Below are 15,502 nucleotides of genomic sequence, written 5' to 3'. Positions count from 1 at the left end.
GCGAGGGGCGACCGGTGGTCCGGACGGGTTCGAGAGCCCCCGTCCGGCCACCGGTCGCCATCCGCCGGTCAGCCGGCCATGCCCCGCTTCAGCGCGGCGCCCATGAGCGTGGCCCGCTTGGCGGTCAGCGCGGTGGCGGTCAGGGCCACGTGGTCCGGGGCCACCTCGCCGTTGTTGCTGGTGTGCGAGGCGCCGTACGGGTTGCCGGCGACGAACTGGCTCGGGTCGGTGTAGCCGGGGGTCACCACGATCCCGCCCCAGTGGTAGAAGATCGTGTACAGCGACAGCAGCGTCGCCTCCTGGCCACCGTGCGAGGTGGCGGTCGAGGTGAAGCCGCTGTACACCTTGTCGGCGAGCGCGCCGGCCGCCCAGAGCGGGCCGGTGGTGTCGATGAACTGCTTGAGCTGTGCGGCGACCATGCCGTACCGGGTGGGCGAACCCATGATCACCACGTCGGCCCAGGAGAGGTCGTCCGGCTGGGCCTCCATCACGTCCTGGGTCTCCAGCCGGTGCGCCTGCCAGCCCGAGTTGGAGCGGATCGCCTCGTCGGGCGCCAGCTCACGCACCTTGCGCAGGCGCACCTCGGCACCGGCTTCCTCCGCCGCCTCGACTGCCGACTGCGCCATCTGGTAGGTGATGCCGGTCGCGCTGTAGTAGATCACCGCGACCTTGACCTGGCCATCCATCAGACGATCCCTCCTCGTTTGGGGTCAACTCCCGCGACTACCCGTTACTTGTCGCGTCAAACGGCGGGCGTGGCATGCTCGCCAGGTGGAGATCCGCACCGCCACCCCCGCCGACTGGCCACTGATCTGGCCGTTCCTGCGCGAGATCGTCGCGGCCGGCGAGACGTACACCTGGCCCCCGGACGTCACGCAGGAGCAGGCCCGGCGGCTCTGGATGCCGGGCCCACCGGCGCGGACGGTGGTCGCGGTGGCGCCGGACGGCGCGGTGCTCGGCTCGGCGAAGCTCGCGCCCAACCAGGGCGGCCCCGGCGACCACGTGGCGAACGCCTCGTTCATGGTCGCCCCGGCCGCCGCCGGGCACGGCGTCGGGCGGGCACTGGCCGGGCACGTGCTCGCCGCGGCCCGGGCCGACGGCTACCGGGCCATGCAGTTCAACGCGGTGGTGGCCACCAACACCCGGGCGGTCGCGCTGTGGCGGTCGCTGGGCTTCGCGGTGATCGGCCGGGTGCCGGAGGGCTTCCGGCACCCCACCCGGGGGTACGTCGACCTGCTCGTCATGCACCGGCGGCTCGACTGACCGAGGCTCAAGATTTGCGCAAGTTCCGCGCGAAAACGCTTTCCCGGCCCAGCTCAGCGAGGATCCTGGTCGGACCGGCGCCAGCCAAGTCGGCTGCCCCCGCGCCGGGAACCTGAACGGGGGATCGCGCTTCGTCGGCAGCGCGGCCGGCGCAGCGCGATCAGGGGCTGTCGGACCCCGGGCCTACGCTGACGCCCGTGACCGTTCGCCTCAGCCGCGCCGAGGCGCTCGCGCTACGGATGACCGGCCTGCTGCTGCGCCCGCACCCGACGGCCCGTCCCGAGGGCGTCGCCGACGTGGTCGAGTGGTTCGGCGCCATGCAGGCCCAGGACGCCGCGAGCGGGTTGTGGTCGCTCGGCGTACGCCTTCCCGGCGCCACCCAGAACGACGTCCGCGCGGCGCTGGAGCGGCGGGAGGCCCTGCGCACCTGGCCGATGCGCGGCACCGTGCACCTGGTGCCGGCGCGGGACGCGCGGTGGCTGCTGGAGCTGACCGGGGTGCGGACGCTCGCCGGCATCGCCTCGCGGTGGCGGCAGCTCGGGCTGACGGTCGCCGACGGTGAACGGGCCGGTGACGTGCTGGGTGCGGCGCTGGCCGGCGGCGGCCGGCTCACCCGCGCCGAGTGCCTGGCCGCGCTGCGCGCCGCCGGGCTGGACACGGATGGTCAACGCGGCTATCACCTGCTCTGGTACGCCAGCCAGCGCGGCGTCACCTGCATCGCCCCGCACGTCGGCAACGAACAGACGTTCGTGCTGCTCGACGAGTGGGCGCCCGATCCGCGCCGCCCGGAGCGCGACGAGGCGCTGTCGTTGCTGGCGCACCGCTACGTGCGCGGCCACGGCCCGGTGACCCGGCACGAGCTGGCCCGGTGGACCGGCCTCACCGTCACCGACGCGACCCGGGCGATCACGCTGGCCGGTGACCTGCTCGCCCCGGTCGAGGTCGACGGCGAGCCGGCGGTGGTCGACGCCGCGCTGCTCGACACGCCCCGCGCGCCCGTCGACGACGTGCACACGCTGCCCGGCTTCGACGAATACCTGCTCGGCTTCAAGGACCGGTCGCTGATGCTCGACCCGGCGCACGCCGCAGCGGTGGTCCCCGGCAACAACGGGATGTTCCGGTCGACCGTGGTGCGCGGCGGGCGCGTGGTCGGCACCTGGACGCGGACGATCGGCGCGCGGGCGGTGACAGTGACAACGCACCAGCTCGTGCCGTTCGACGCCGCGCTGCGCACCCGGGTGGACGCCGCGCTGACGGGTTACGCCCGCTTCCTCGGCCTGGAGCTGCGTCACTCCTGGTGAGCGACGGCTCCCGCCGTTGCCCTACCTCATTCTCCTCTGCTGCCGAGCATCCCCTCTGCTCTGCGGCCATCGGCGCATCGGGTCGCCGCGCTCGTGCTCGGTGGAACGCCATGGGTGTCAAAACCGCGCCGAGACACCCGTGGCGTTCCACTCACGCCGATGGCCGACTACGGAGGGAGGGTGAGCTGGCCGGACAAGGCCGAAGGGCCGGCGGCACCGCGTGCCACCGGCCCTTCGCGCGTCCGGGGTCAGTCGGCCAGAGCGCCGGCCGAACGGCCCTCGTGCAGCGTCAGGTTACGGCCGCTGCCCGGGTCGAACAGGTGGATCTTCTCCAGGTTGAACCACACCCGGCGCGACTCGCCCTCGCGTACCGGGGACTCCGCCGACAGGCGGGTGACCAGGTTCGAGCCGCCGCCCGCGAAGTCCGCCGCGCCCGCGTCGGCGGCCAGCTCCTCCAGTTCGGCGGCGGTCGCCCGCTCCCCCTCGACGGTGAAGTAGACGTACTTGTCCGAACCCATCGACTCGACGATGTCCACCGGCGCCTCGAACTCCATGCCCCGGCGGCGGGTCTCGTCGTCGATCAACGCGGCGTCCTCGAAGTGCTCCGGCCGGATGCCGAGGATCAGCTCGCGGGGCGCGTCACCGGCCTCCAGCTCGCGGCGGACCCGCTCGCCGACCGGCACGTCTCCGAGCGCGGTCCGCAGCTTCCCGTCCTCCACCGCGGCGTGCACGAAGTTCATCGAGGGCGAGCCGATGAACCCGGCGACGAAGAGGTTGCGCGGGTGGTCGTACAGCTCCTGCGGCGGGCCGACCTGCTGCACCGCGCCGCCGCGCATGATGACCACCCGGTCGCCGAGCGTCATCGCCTCGGTCTGGTCGTGGGTGACGTAGACGGTGGTGGTGCCGAGTTGCTTCTGCAGCCGCGACACCACGGTGCGCATCTGCACCCGCAGCTTGGCGTCCAGGTTCGACAGCGGCTCGTCCATCAGGAACGCCTTGGGCTGGCGGACGATCGCCCGGCCCATCGCCACCCGCTGCCGCTGGCCGCCGGAGAGGTTGGCCGGCTTGCGGTCCAGCAGCGCGGTCAGCTCCAGCACCTTCGCCGCCTCGTCGACCTTCTGGTTGATGGTCTCCTTGTCCAGCTTCGCCAGCCGCAGCGGGAACGCCATGTTCTCCCGAACGGTCATGTTCGGGTAGAGCGCGTACGACTGGAAGACCATGGCGATGTCGCGGTCGCGGGGCGCCTTGTCGTTGACCCGCTCGCCGCCGATGCGCAGCTCACCGGAGCTGATGTCCTCCAGCCCGGCGATCATGTTGAGCGTGGTGGACTTCCCGCAGCCGGACGGACCGACCAGGATGACGAACTCGCCGTCGGCGATCTCCAGGTCGACGTCCTGTACGGCGGTGGTCCCGTCCGGGAACCGCTTGCTCACCTTGTCCAGCACGATGTCGGCCATTGCTACCACCTATCCCTTGACTGCGCCGGAGGTCAGACCGGAGACGATGCGGCGCTGGAAGAAGAGCACGAACAGGATGATCGGCACGGTGATCACCACGGCGGCGGCGCAGATCGCCCCGGTCGGGTCCTCGAACTGCGACTCGCCGGTGAAGAACTGCAGCGCCACCGGGACCGTGCGGGACCGCTCGGTCGAGGTGAGCGTGATCGCGAACAGGAAGTCGTTCCAGCAGAAGATGAAGACCAGGATGGCGGTGGTGAACACGCCCGGCGCGGCCAACGGCGCGATCACCCGCCGGAACGCCTGGGCCTGGGTGGCGCCGTCCATCTTCGCCGCCTTCTCCAGGTCCCACGGGATCTGCTTGAAGAAGGCCGACAGGGTGTAAATGGCGAGGGGAAGCGCGAACGTGATGTAGGGCAGGATCAGGCCCGGCCAGGTGTCGAACAGGCCGAGCTGCCGCTCGATCTCGAACAGCGGCGACACCAGCGACACCTGCGGGAACATCGCGATCAGCAGCGAGACGCCGACCAGCAGCTTCTTGCCGGGGAAGTCCAGGCGGGAGATCGCGTACGCGGCCATCGCCCCGAGCACCACCGCGATGGTGGTGGCGATCAGCGCGATGCCGATGGAGTTGATCAGGGCCCGGACGAACTGGTCGGTGTCGAAGATGGTCCGGTAGTTGTCCAGCGTCCACTCGCGCGGCCAGAACTTGCCGTCGGTGAGCGTGGCCGGGGTCTTGAACGACAGCGAGGCGATCCAGAGCACGGGGACCAGCGCGAAGACGACGACCACGACGTCCAGCAGGCCCCAGCGCACCTTCGCCCGCGTGGTGGATTCCACTGCCATGTCAGCGCCTCTCCCCATCGTCGCTGCCCGGGGCAGCGGTGCCGAACAGCTTCACGAACACGAAGGCGATGATCGCCACGGTGATGAAGATCAGCACCGACATCGTGGAGCCGATGCCGAGGTTCAGGCCCCGGATCAGGTTGTTGTAGGCGAGCATCGACACCGACGACGTCTCGTTGCCGCCGTTGGTGAGCACGAAGATGTTGTCGAAGACCCGGAACGCGTCGAGCGTGCGGAACAGCAGCGCGACCAGGATGGCCGGCTTCATCACCGGCAGCATCACCTTGGTGAACCGCTGCCACGCCGTCGCGCCGTCGGTGGAGGCCGCCTTGAGCAGGTCCTCCGGCACCAGCGCCAGCCCGGCCATCAGCAGCAGGGCCATGAACGGGGTGGTCTTCCAGATCTCCGCCAGCATGATGATCGCCAGCGAGCTGGCCCGCTCGGTGAGCGGGGCGCTGCCGTCGAACAGGTTCGCCAGGTAGCCGGTGCCGGGCGTCCAGGCGTACCGCCAGGAGAACGCCGCGACCACAGTGACGATGCCGTACGGGATCAGCGCGGCGGTGCGGACGATCCCCCGGCCGACGAGCGTCCGGTGCATGATCAGCGCCAGGCCCATGCCGAGCACCAGCTCGACCGCGACGGTGACCACGGTGATCAGGGCGGTCACCCCGAACGCGGTCCACCAGAAGTCGTTGGTGAGCACGGTGACGTAGTTCTCCAGCCCGACGAACTGCCGCTCGTCGGGGAAGCGCAGGTCGAAGCGTTGCAGCGACAACCAGACGGAGTACAGGATCGGGTACGCGGTGACCAGCACCATGACCAGCGCGGCCGGTGCGCACAGCAGCCAGCCGAGCCGCCGTTCGGCCCGCTTGTTCTCGCTCAGCGGGGCGCGGGAGCCGCGCCGCGACCGCTGCTGCGGCACTGCGGCGTGCCGGCCGCCGGGCTGCTCGGACTCGGCCTCGGCGGCGGCCTGCGCGCCGGCCGGAGTGGCGTTCACGCTCATGGCAGAACCCCCTTGGACTCCAGCGCGTCGGAGATCGCCTTGCGCAGCTCGTCGGCGGTCTGCTCGGGCCGGATCGCCGACGGCGGCGACAGGATCGCCGACATCACAGTGGAGATGCTCTGGTACGCCGGGGTCAGCGGTCGCACCGCCGGCTCCTTCAGCTCCTCCAGGATGGTCTCCTTCATCGGGTACGCCTCGGTCATCTCCGGGTCGTCGTAGACGGCCTCGATGGTGGGCGGCACGCCGTCGTTGACGGCGGAGAACTTCTGGTTCTCGGCGTTGCGCAGGCAGCGGGCCACCTCGAACGCCTCCTCCGGGTGCTTCGAGTAGCTGCTGACCGCCAGGTTGACCCCGCCGATGGTGACCTTGCTGGGGGTGCCCGGTTCGATGCCCGGCACCCGGGCCCACTTCACGTTCTTCGCCAGCTCCGGGTTGGCCTCCTGGAGCGCCGGATAGACGAACGGCCAGTTCACCTGGAACGCGCCCTTGCCGGACTGGAACTCCAGCCGCACCGGGTCCTCCAGCGCGTTGCTGAACGACGGCGACGTCACGCCGGACGTGGCGAACTTCTTGAGCTGGTCGAGCGCGCGTACCGCGCCGGCGTCCATCTCCGCCTTCTTGCCGTCGTCACTGAGGATCTTGCCGCCGGCGCTCTCGGCGAGCGTGTTGTAGAGGACGACCAGGCCCTCGTACTGGGCGCCCATGGTGAGCACCTGGTACGGCTTGCCCTGCTCCTTGAGCTGCTGGGCGGCGGAGATCATCTCGTCCCAGGTCTTCGGCGGCTGCGACACCAGGTCCGACCGGTACCACAGCAGCTGCACGTTCGTGTTCTTGGGCGCGGCGTACAGCTTGTCCTCGTACCGGGCGGTGTCCAGCGGGCCGGCCAGCGTGCCCCGCTCCGCCTCGGCCTTGTCCTCGCCGGTCCACTCCCGGATCCACTTCGCGCTGGCGAACTCCTGGGTCCACGTGACGTCCAGGCCGAGCACGTCCATCCCGCTGTCCTGCGCGGCGAGCCGCCGCACCATCTGCACCCGCTGCTCGTCGGCCTCGCGCGGCAGCACCCGGTAGTCGATGCGGTACCGGCCCTGCGCCGCCGTGTTGCAGGTGTCGACGACCTTCTGCAGGTTCTGCTCCGGCGGGTAGTACAGGTTGATCGTGGGGACGCCGCCGTCGCCGCCGGATCCGCAGGCTGCCAGCGGGGCCACCAACGCGAGCGCGGCGGCTGCCGCCACCGCGCGTCCGGCCGGCCGTCGTGCGGCCGTGTCGGGGACTGTCGTCATCACCCTCCCCCTCTCTTCGGCGAAGAACCGGGGAGTGACCCGTGCCCCGGCGCACGGCGAGACGGCGGGGTTCTCGGTCCGATCACCGAACGCCCCGGGCGTGTCGTGCGGCTGAACGTGCCCGACCTGCGACGGAGTGAAACATCACGGACATGTGACGGTGACGGCGCGCACACCGTCGGCAGCGCGACGACGGGGCACGGCCGACACGCCGTCCCACGTCGTGAAACGGCGAGGCTACCGAGCGTCAGCGGTCGTGCATTAGCGTGGGGCTGGCTCCGTAGCCGGCGCGTCGCCGTCGACGTCGATACGCCTCCGGCCGTCCCCCACTGCCCGCCCGATCGGTTGGTTCTGTCGGGAAAGTGCCGTCCGCTCGTTCCCCGGTTGGGCAGGATTCGCCCCGAGGAGGTGCCGTCGTGCAGGACACCCGCGCTCTCGCCCTGACGTTCGAGGTGAGCGGCCTGCCCCCGGTCAAGACCGAGGCCCTGTCCATCTTCGCCGCCGGGCACCGCCAGGCGACGAGAGTCCGTACCCTGCTCCAGGCCGCCTGCACGGCGGCCCAGCGCACCGGGTGGACGCCGCTCACCGGCCCGGTGGAGGTGGACCTCACCCTGCGGTGCCCGCCCGGGCACCGCACCTCCGACGCCAGCACGCTGCTGGGCGGCGTGTGCGCGGTGCTCCAGGACAAGAAGCGGGTCGCCAACATCGGTCTCGCCCACCTCGGGGTGCTGGTCGACGTCGCGCTCTGGTCCGACGACCGGCAGATCCGCCGGCTGTCGTACGTCGAGGAGCCGGCGGAGGAGTTCTCGTATTTGGTCCGGGTGTCGGCCGTACCGACGATGGTTTGACCGACGTTCGCGGTGGGGTACCGCGGACGCCGACGAAGGGAGCGCCGATGTCGGAGCCACATGTCACGCTCGACCCGAGCGGGCTTGACCCTGTGCAGCAGAAGCTGCGTGGCCCGCTGGAGGATCAGCTGACCTCGGCCCTGCAGGCCGCCGCGGACCGGGTCCGCTCCGGCTACGCGGGCGAGCCGGTGGAGGACGTGTGCCGCCGCCTGCTCGACGAGACCCGCTCCGGCCTGCACCCGGACATCGCGGCCGGCTTCCAGCCCGACATGGACGAGTTCTGCCGGGTGGCGGTGGCGATCGTGCGGGGCGAGCTGACCTGAGCCCGGGCCGCCCCCTGGAATTGAGTACGCGTACCGATGGCAGGCCCGCCCGGGGCGGCGAGAATTCTCCCCGTGCGAACTCGAATCATGATCGTTCTTGCCGTGCTCGGACTGGCCGGGCTGATGGCGACCACCGGCTGTTCCCTGCGGCAGAGCATCTGCGGCAGCGACGAGTACCCGGTGATCGCGGTCGGCCCGCAGGGCGGCAGTTCCTGCGTGCCGGACGGGGAAGAGCCGTCCCCGCCGTACGTGCGCTACCCGGAGGGCAAGGTGCCGCAGCACGTCGACGACGAGTGGGACGTCTACTGGCGCACCCACGGCATCGACGAGAACAACAACATCATCGACCGCTGACGCCGGCGTCAGCTGCGCCGCACGTCCACGGCCACGACGTGCGTACCGTCCGGGCGGGTGGACTCCCCCAGCCGCACCGGTAGGCGGCCGCCGTCCGGCGGCAGCAGGCCGAGCCCGAAACTGAGGTGCCCCTCGAAGTCGCCGGCCACCGCCCATCCACGCAACGTCGGGAAGCGGATCGCCGCCGGCGGCAGGTCCGCCGTTCCGCCGCCGCGCGCGTCGTGCGCCTGGGCCGGCTCGAACCGCACCGACAGGTACGCGGTACCGGGCAGCGCGACCGGCGCGCCCCGGCCCTCGGTCACCACCCGCGGCACATAGGCGACCTGATAGGACGGGGTGGGCCCGCGGAACGCGAATGTGATCCGGCTGAAGCCCTCCGCCGGATGGTCGCCGACGTCCACCGCCACCAGGACCGGCAGCGGCTCCCCCGGCGGCGGCGTGACCGGCACCCGGACCCGGTGGGCGACCCGGGCCGGCTGGCCGGGCACGGCCCAGTCCCAGGTGACACGCCACGAGCCGCCCGTCGAGGCCGCTTCGGTCGGCACGGGCGGGGTGGGCGTGGCCTCCGTCGCGGTCGCCGCGGGGGCCGCCGCGGCCGTCGGGGTGGGCGCCGTGGACGCGCCGTCGTGGCCGGTCGCCGTGCAGGCCGCCGCGAGCAGCACGACCAGGCCGGCGAGCAGCGGTACGCGCTGAGGAGTCATGACTCAGTGTCGCTCCGTGACCGGTCCGCGCACCAGAGGCGTCCCACCCGATTCCGGCGCCTGTTTCCGGGGCCGGACGGGTCAGGACCGGGTCCGCAACTCCCCGGCCCTGACCCCGGCCGTCCGGTTGGGTAGCGGTCTGCGCCGCGGGAACACGGCAGGCGTGGCACGACGCCGTTCGCCGGGCTCCGCGCGGCGAGCCGGTATGCCCGCACTCAGCTCCACGGTGCTCTTACCACCGGACTCCGGTGCGCCCCCGTCTCACCCCGACGAGGCGTGGACGCCGGCTCAGGTTAGGCGCGTACGCGCAGGCCGGACAAGCGATGACCGGTGGCCGCGCCTGTGATTGATGTCTATGCGGAATTGCGGCATGTCGGCGTAACGGGGTCAGCCGGTTTCGCGCTGTTCGACTTCGAGACGCGGACTGCGCCCGGCCTGCCCCGGCGGGACGCTCCGGGCCGCGGCGGCCCCGGCGACGAGCGCCAGCGCGGCCACGTGCAGCGCCCGTACGCCGGCCGGGGCGGCGACGTCCGCCGCCGGCAGCGCGGGCAGCAGCAGCGCGCCGAGCCCGGTGACCGCCAGCGCCACCCGCCAGAACACGGCCGGGTTCGCCGCCGGCAGCGGCGGCGCGACGCCCCGGGCCGGCTGTCCCCGGCGGGCCTCCCCCACCGCCAGGACGACCACCAGCAGCCCGCCGCCGAGCCCGGCCGTCACGTCCACGAACTGGTACCAGTACACGCCGGTCAGGGCGTGGAAGTCGGTGACGCCGAACAGCCGGGGCAGGCGCTCGCTGTGGCTGACCCGGTCCCACGCGACGTGACTGAACGCGCCGATGAGCGCCGAGCAGACCGACACCTGCCAGGGATGCCGCACCGCGGCCAGCGTCGCGTACCAGGGCCAGCCGAACAACCGCCGTCCCGGCAGGTGCGCGACGACGCCGGCGACCACGCGGCGCGCCACCCAGGCGTACGCGAGCGCGACCGGCAGCCCCCACCAGAGCAGCCCGCCGAGCGTGTGTGTACGCATGCCGAGCGCCAGCGGCGTGCCGGTGAACAGGTACGCGGCGTCCGGCGCCACCGCACCGGCGCACAGCGCCACCCCGTCGAACCAGCGGGGCCGCCACAGCTTCAGCGGCAGCACCGGCGCCAGGTGCGACGGGAAGGTGAGTGGCACCTCCCGGACGTTACCGGCCGCCTAGAAGTGCTGGACCAGGTCGGGAAACGCCGCCAGCCGGATCACCTGGGAGTCGGACGGGTCCAGCTCGTCGTGCTCCAGGATCCAGGTGTTCTCGTTCGGGATGAAGACCGCGTTCATCCCGGCGGCCCGGGCGGGCAGGATGTCCGAGCGCGGGGAGTTGCCGATCATCCAGGCGGCGGCCGGGTCGAAGGCGTGCTCGCGGGCCAGCCAGCGGTACGTGTCGGCGTCCTTCTCCGGCACGATGTGCGCGGCGCGGAAGTGGTGCAGCAGCCCGCAGGCGTCCAGCTTGCGCTGCTGCTCCTCGCGCTCGCCCTTGGTGAGCAGCAGCAGCTCGTGCCGGCCGGCCAGGTCGTCGAGCGTCTCGGCCACCCCCGGCATCAGCTCGACCTGGTGCCCGATCAGAGCCGCCGCGAGCTGATCGATCTCGGCGCGTTCCCGGTCGGTGGCCGGACGCTCGCGCAGCTTCTCCAGGCACTCGCCGAGGCTGCGCAGGAAGACCTTGCTGCCGTAGCCGTGCGCGACGGCGTTGGCCCGCTCGATGTCGTCGAGCACCGCGCGGATGCGGGCCCGGTCCAGCGTGGGATGGTCGAGCCAGGTGAGGAAGTCGTCGATCACCCGCTCGAACAGGACGTTGTTCTCCCAGAGCGTGTCGTCGGCGTCGAAGACCAGCACGGCGGCATCCCGGCGCGGCGGCATGGGGCTCCCTCCCTCACGGACCTCGCACACCGTACTGCCCGGTCGCCGGACGGACCACGCGGATTATCCGGTCGGCGGGCGGTTACCGGCGGCTACCCGACTGCGCGATCCCTGGTCGGGCGACATGCTTCGGCCATGACGATCTCACCCGATCATCCACCCGGGCGCAGACGGGGCGCGGCCGTCGCCGTGGCCGCGGCGCTCGCCGTCGCGGGCGCGGCGCTGCCGGGATCCCCGGCGCTCGCCGTCAACGCCGCACACACCACAGTCGTCGGCACGAACCCGGTCGACTGGACGCCGCACGCGCTGGACGGCACCGTGCACCGCATCCTCCAGATCGGCAACCGCGTGTACGTCGCCGGCACGTTCACCAAGGTGCGCAACGCCGGGCAGTCGGCCCAGCTGGCGATGCCCCGCCTGGTGGCGCTCGACGCGACCACCGGCCGGATCGACACCGCGTTCCGGCCGCAGGTGAACGGCGCGGTGAAGGCTCTCGCCGCCGCGCCGGACGGCCGCTCGCTCTACATCGGCGGCGCGTTCACCACTGTCAACGGCACCGCGGCGTCCCGGCTGGCCCGGATCGACGCGGCCACCGGCGCGCGGGTCGCCGGTTTCACCACGCCGGCGCTGAACAACCAGGTCAACGACATGCGCCTGGTCGGCAACCGGCTGATCGTCGGCGGCGCGTTCCAGACCGTCGGCGGGGTGACCCGGCGCGCCCTGGCGGCGGTGAACGCCACCACCGGAGCCGCCGATCCGTCGGTCAACCTGAACCTGGCCGGTCCGCGCACGACCACCTCCGGCGCCACCGCGCCGGTGAAGATCGAGGCGCTGGACGTCTCCGCCGACGGCCGGCGGCTGGTGTTCGTCGGCGGCTTCAGCAGCGTCGCGGGCGTGGCGCGGCACCAGATCGCCGTCGCCGACCTGAGCGCGTCGGGCGCCACGCTCTCCGGCTGGGCCACCGACCGCTACCAGCCGCAGTGCGCGCGGACGATGCCGGTCTACATGCGCGGCGTCGACATCTCGCCGGACGGCACCTGGTTCGCGGTGGTCACCACCGGCGGCCCGTTCCCGGCCACGCTCTGCGACACCGCGGCGCGTTTCGAGTTCGGTGCGGCCACCGGCGGCAAGCAGCCCACCTGGGCCAACTACACCGGCGGCGACACGCTGCTGTCGGTGGCGGTGACCGGCGCGGCCGTCTACGTCGGAGGCCACCAGCGCTGGCTGGACAACCCGCAGGGCCGCAACTCGGCCGGGCCGGGCGCGGTGTCCCGGCCGGGCATCGGGGCGATCCACCCGGTCACCGGCAAGGCGCTGCCGTGGAACCCGACGAAGGACCGCGGGGTGGGCACCGGCGAGCTGTACGCCACCGACCGGGGCCTGTGGGTCGGCAGCGACACCGTGACGGTGGCCGGCGAGTACCACGCCCGGCTGGCGTTCCTGCCGCTGGCGTGACCCTGCGGGGCGCGGCGGGCTCTCCCGTCGCGCCCCGCACACACGGTCAGCGGCGCAGCGTGAGGATCAGGTCGGCGACCAGCGCGGTCCACCCGGTCTGGTGCCAGGCGCCCAGCCCGGCGCCGTTGTCGCCGTGGAAGTACTCCGGGAAGCAGATCAGGTCGCGCCAGTCCGGGTGGGTCTGGAACAGCTGCGCGGCGCCGTAGATCGGCCGCCGTCCCCACCCGTCGCGGGTGAACAGCGAGATCAGCCGCGCGGACAGGTCGTCGGCGATCTCGTCGAGCGTCCGCTTGACCCCGGAGCGGGTCGGGTACTCGACCTGCAGGTCGTCGCCGAAGAACGCGGCGTAGTCGCGCAGCGCGCTGATCAGCAGGAAGTTCGTCGGCATCCAGATCGGGCCGCGCCAGTTGGAGTTGCCGCCGAACAGGCCGCTGGTCGACTCGGCCGGCTCGTAGCCGACGCTGAACTCCTGCCCGCCGAGCGTGACGGTGAACGGCTTGTCCAGGTGGGCGCGGGACAGCGTACGCAGCCCGTACTCGGAGAGGAACTCGTCGGTGTCGAGCATCCGGGCCAGCAGCCGCACCACCTGGTCCGGGGCGACCATCGACAGCAGCCGCTGCTGCCGGCCGTCCGGCCCGATCCGGCGGCCGCCGATGACCTCGGCGTACTCGGGGCGGTTGGTGAGGAACCAGCGCAGCCGCGCGCCCAGCTCGGGCAGGCGGCGCATGGTGCGGGCGGTGAGCCGGGTGACGGCTGCGAGCGGCAGCAGCCCGACCACCGAGCGGACCTTCAGCGGCACCTTCGTGCCGTCGGCCAGGCGCAGCACGTCGTAGAAGAACGCGTCCTCGGCGTCCCAGAGCCCCTGGTGGTACGCCGCCGCGGCGATGTACGCGAAGTGCTCGAAGAACTTGGTGGCAGTGTCGGTGTACGCGCGGTCGTGCTCGGCCAGCACGATCGCCATGTCGAGCAGGTTGAGCGCGTACATGGCCATCCAGCCGGTGCCGTCGGACTGCTCCAGCACCCCGGCGACCGGCAGCGCGGCCGAGCGGTCGAACGGGCCGACGTTGTCCAGCCCGAGGAAGCCGCCCTCGAAGACGTTGTTGCCGCCGGTGTCCTTGCGGTTGACCCACCAGGTGAAGTTGAGCAGCAGCTTGTGCATGACCCGGGCGAGGAACTCGTGGTCGCGGGAGCCGTCGATCTCGAAGACCTTCAGCGCCGCCCAGGCGTGCACCGGCGGGTTCACGTCCCCGAACGCCCACTCGTACGCCGGGATCTGCCCGTTGGGGTGCAGGTACCACTCGCGCAGCAGCAGGAGGACCTGTTCCTTGGCGAAGCCCGGGTCGACCCGGGCGATGGTGACGCAGTGGAAGGCCAGGTCCCATGCGGCGTACCAGGGATATTCCCACGGGTCCGGCATGGAGATCACGTCGAAGCTGTTCATGTGCCACCAGGCGCTGTTGCGCCCGTGCCGGCGGCCGGCGGGCGGCGTGGAGCCGGGGTCGCCGGTCAGCCAGCGCTCGACGTCGAAGTGGTAGAACTGCTTGCCCCACATCAGCCCGGCGATGGCCTGGCGGGCGACCAGCGCCTCGTCGGCGGTGGCGGCGGCCGGGATCACGCTGTCGAAGAACCGGTTCGCCTCGGCCCGGCGTGCCCAGAGCACGGCGTCGAACCCGTCACCGAGGTCGGCCGGGGCGGGCGGCGCGGCGGCCGGGGGCGGCGCGGTGCGGGTCAGCCGCAGCCGGATCTGCCGCTGCTCGCCGGCCGGCACGTCGAGCACGTAGTGCAGCGCGCCCTTGGTGCCGGTGCGCTCCGGGTTGACGGTGGCGGCGCCGTTGACCACGTGGTCGTTGATGCCGTCCTTGGGGTACGCGGACCGCCCCGGCAGCCCCCACAGCCGCTCGGCGTTCGTGTCGTTGTCGCACAGCAGCGGCACCGGGTCGCCGTCGCCTTCCAGCAGCAGCTGCCCGAGCACCCAGTGCTCACCGACGAGCCGGGAACCCGTGCCGACCAGCTTCGGCACCCGGTCGGCGCCGGGCAGCCCCCACGCCCAGGTGTTGCGGAACCAGAGCGTGGGCAGCACGTGCAGCGTCTCGTCGGTGTCCGCCCGGTTCGCCACGGTGATCACCACGCACATGTCGGTCGGGGACGCCTTGGCGTAGTCGACGGTGACCGCCCAGTACCTGTCGTCGTCGAAGATGCCGGTGTCGACCAGCTCGTACTCGGTGTCGTCCCGGCCGCGCAGCGCGTTCACCGCGACCAGCTCGTCGTACGGGAAGGCGGCCTGCGGGTAGTGGTAGCGCCAGCGCATGAAGGAGTGCGTGGGGGTGCTGTCGAGGTACCACCAGTAGTCCTTGGCGTCCTCGCCGTGGTTGCCGCCGTCGCCGCCGAGGCCGAACATCCGCTCCTTGAGGATCGGGTCGCGCCCGTTCCACAGCGCCAGGGCGAAGCAGAACGTCTGCCGGTCGTCGCAGACGCCCGCCATGCCGTCCTCGTTCCACCGGTAGGCTCGGGACCGCGCGTGATCGTGGGGGAAGTAGTCCCAGGCCGTGCCGTGCTCGCTGTAGTCCTCACGTACCGTGCCCCACGCCCGCTCGGACAGATAGGGGCCCCATGCGTGCCAGTCCTGCTCCCCGGCGTCGGCCTGGGCGAGCCGGTGCCGCTCGGGGTCGGGGGACGCGGAGGTCGACCGGTCGGTGATCACTGGCACATCTTCGACGCCGCCGGGGTACTTCTCCACAGCGGCCATTGTCGCCGTGGCATGTCACACCTCGCTGCCGG

The 15,502-nt window shown here is 72.0% G+C and carries 15 protein-coding genes; 6 read left to right on the top strand and 9 right to left on the bottom strand.

Translation table 11 applies throughout. The features are described 5' to 3' along the window. Nucleotides 1–68: 68 nt before the first annotated feature. The gene (gene wrbA / locus KBX43_RS26025; protein WP_043329810.1) at nt 69–686 is read right to left on the bottom strand and encodes an NAD(P)H:quinone oxidoreductase; all 618 of its coding nucleotides are present in this window, start codon (nt 684–686) and stop codon (nt 69–71) included. Between the two features lie 85 nt (nt 687–771). Here wrbA and KBX43_RS26020 point away from each other — a divergent pair, with 85 nt between their 5' ends. Both KBX43_RS26020 and KBX43_RS26015 read left to right on the top strand, forming a co-directional pair. Continuing rightward, nucleotides 772–1,263, top strand: coding sequence for a GNAT family N-acetyltransferase (locus KBX43_RS26020; RefSeq protein WP_064445393.1), 492 nt, complete (start codon nt 772–774; stop codon nt 1,261–1,263). Between the two features lie 197 nt (nt 1,264–1,460). Then, the gene (locus tag KBX43_RS26015; RefSeq protein ID WP_210887586.1) at nt 1,461–2,564 is read left to right on the top strand and encodes a winged helix DNA-binding domain-containing protein; all 1,104 of its coding nucleotides are present in this window, start codon (nt 1,461–1,463) and stop codon (nt 2,562–2,564) included. A 248-nt stretch (nt 2,565–2,812) separates the two neighbouring features. On the opposite strand, the gene KBX43_RS26010 is transcribed toward KBX43_RS26015, so the two are convergent. Genes KBX43_RS26010 through KBX43_RS25995 form a run of 4 tightly spaced genes read right to left on the bottom strand, consistent with a single transcriptional unit; the run spans nt 2,813 to nt 7,150 of the window. Then, on the bottom strand, nt 2,813–4,021 hold the full coding sequence (locus KBX43_RS26010) for an ABC transporter ATP-binding protein (protein ID WP_043329803.1): 1,209 nt from the start codon (nt 4,019–4,021) through the stop codon (nt 2,813–2,815). Between the two features lie 9 nt (nt 4,022–4,030). After that, nucleotides 4,031–4,867 (bottom strand): carbohydrate ABC transporter permease, encoded by an 837-nt coding sequence (locus KBX43_RS26005; protein WP_043329801.1) that lies wholly within the window; start codon nt 4,865–4,867, stop codon nt 4,031–4,033. Between the two features lies 1 nt (nt 4,868). After that, the gene (locus KBX43_RS26000) at nt 4,869–5,870 is read right to left on the bottom strand and encodes a carbohydrate ABC transporter permease (RefSeq protein ID WP_043329800.1); all 1,002 of its coding nucleotides are present in this window, start codon (nt 5,868–5,870) and stop codon (nt 4,869–4,871) included. Beyond that, a complete protein-coding gene (locus KBX43_RS25995; RefSeq protein ID WP_043329798.1) occupies nt 5,867–7,150 on the bottom strand; it encodes an ABC transporter substrate-binding protein in 1,284 nt (427 codons plus the stop codon). The genes KBX43_RS26000 and KBX43_RS25995 overlap by 4 nt, the downstream gene beginning before the upstream one ends. A 416-nt stretch (nt 7,151–7,566) precedes the next feature. On the opposite strand from KBX43_RS25995, the gene KBX43_RS25990 reads away from it, so the two are divergent. The 3 genes from KBX43_RS25990 to KBX43_RS25980 all read left to right on the top strand — a co-directional run bounded on the left by KBX43_RS25990 (nt 7,567) and on the right by KBX43_RS25980 (nt 8,675). Then, nucleotides 7,567–7,998 carry a hypothetical protein gene (locus tag KBX43_RS25990; RefSeq protein ID WP_043329796.1) on the top strand — a complete coding sequence of 144 codons (432 nt, stop codon included), beginning with the start codon at nt 7,567–7,569 and terminating at the stop codon, nt 7,996–7,998. Nucleotides 7,999–8,045: 47 nt separating this feature from the next. After that, complete coding sequence (locus tag KBX43_RS25985; RefSeq protein ID WP_030500352.1) at nt 8,046–8,321, top strand: hypothetical protein; 276 nt, start codon at nt 8,046–8,048, stop codon at nt 8,319–8,321. A 72-nt stretch (nt 8,322–8,393) separates the two neighbouring features. After that, nucleotides 8,394–8,675 carry an SCO0607 family lipoprotein gene (locus KBX43_RS25980; protein ID WP_223201390.1) on the top strand — a complete coding sequence of 94 codons (282 nt, stop codon included), beginning with the start codon at nt 8,394–8,396 and terminating at the stop codon, nt 8,673–8,675. Between the two features lie 8 nt (nt 8,676–8,683). Here KBX43_RS25980 and KBX43_RS25975 read toward each other — a convergent pair whose 3' ends face one another. From KBX43_RS25975 to KBX43_RS25965, 3 genes are all read right to left on the bottom strand, one after another. Continuing rightward, complete coding sequence (locus KBX43_RS25975; protein WP_113972430.1) at nt 8,684–9,376, bottom strand: hypothetical protein; 693 nt, start codon at nt 9,374–9,376, stop codon at nt 8,684–8,686. Between the two features lie 387 nt (nt 9,377–9,763). After that, on the bottom strand, nt 9,764–10,549 hold the full coding sequence (locus tag KBX43_RS25970; protein WP_210887583.1) for a DUF4184 family protein: 786 nt from the start codon (nt 10,547–10,549) through the stop codon (nt 9,764–9,766). A 21-nt stretch (nt 10,550–10,570) separates the two neighbouring features. Further along, nucleotides 10,571–11,269, bottom strand: a complete 699-nt coding sequence (locus KBX43_RS25965; protein ID WP_064445386.1) for an HAD family hydrolase — start codon at nt 11,267–11,269, stop codon at nt 10,571–10,573. A 135-nt stretch (nt 11,270–11,404) separates the two neighbouring features. Here KBX43_RS25965 and KBX43_RS25960 point away from each other — a divergent pair, with 135 nt between their 5' ends. Beyond that, nucleotides 11,405–12,724: a hypothetical protein gene (locus KBX43_RS25960; protein WP_247677735.1), complete on the top strand. Its 1,320-nt coding sequence runs from the start codon at nt 11,405–11,407 to the stop codon at nt 12,722–12,724. A 46-nt stretch (nt 12,725–12,770) separates the two neighbouring features. Here KBX43_RS25960 and KBX43_RS25955 read toward each other — a convergent pair whose 3' ends face one another. Next, nucleotides 12,771–15,470, bottom strand: coding sequence for a glucosidase (locus tag KBX43_RS25955; protein WP_210887579.1), 2,700 nt, complete (start codon nt 15,468–15,470; stop codon nt 12,771–12,773). Between the last annotated feature and the right edge of the window lie 32 nt (nt 15,471–15,502).

The sequence above is a fragment of the Micromonospora sp. C41 genome, from assembly GCF_018070485.1.
GTDB classification, from domain to species: domain Bacteria; phylum Actinomycetota; class Actinomycetes; order Mycobacteriales; family Micromonosporaceae; genus Micromonospora; species Micromonospora chalcea.
This window is presented reverse-complemented; position numbering and strand designations above follow the sequence as displayed.

Excerpts from the sequence above, each read along its gene's own strand:
- KBX43_RS25975 (WP_113972430.1), bottom strand. The coding sequence starts at position 9,376 with ATGACTCCTCAGCGCGTACCGCTGCTCGCCGGCCTGGTCGTGCTGCTC.
- KBX43_RS26010 (WP_043329803.1), bottom strand. The coding sequence starts at position 4,021 with ATGGCCGACATCGTGCTGGACAAGGTGAGCAAGCGGTTCCCGGACGGG.
- KBX43_RS25960 (WP_247677735.1), top strand. The coding sequence starts at position 11,405 with ATGACGATCTCACCCGATCATCCACCCGGGCGCAGACGGGGCGCGGCC.
- KBX43_RS26000 (WP_043329800.1), bottom strand. The coding sequence starts at position 5,870 with ATGAGCGTGAACGCCACTCCGGCCGGCGCGCAGGCCGCCGCCGAGGCC.
- KBX43_RS25955 (WP_210887579.1), bottom strand. The coding sequence starts at position 15,470 with ATGGCCGCTGTGGAGAAGTACCCCGGCGGCGTCGAAGATGTGCCAGTG.
- KBX43_RS25995 (WP_043329798.1), bottom strand. The coding sequence starts at position 7,150 with ATGACGACAGTCCCCGACACGGCCGCACGACGGCCGGCCGGACGCGCG.
- KBX43_RS25965 (WP_064445386.1), bottom strand. The coding sequence starts at position 11,269 with ATGCCGCCGCGCCGGGATGCCGCCGTGCTGGTCTTCGACGCCGACGAC.
- KBX43_RS26005 (WP_043329801.1), bottom strand. The coding sequence starts at position 4,867 with ATGGCAGTGGAATCCACCACGCGGGCGAAGGTGCGCTGGGGCCTGCTG.
- wrbA (WP_043329810.1), bottom strand. The coding sequence starts at position 686 with ATGGATGGCCAGGTCAAGGTCGCGGTGATCTACTACAGCGCGACCGGC.
- KBX43_RS25985 (WP_030500352.1), top strand. The coding sequence starts at position 8,046 with ATGTCGGAGCCACATGTCACGCTCGACCCGAGCGGGCTTGACCCTGTG.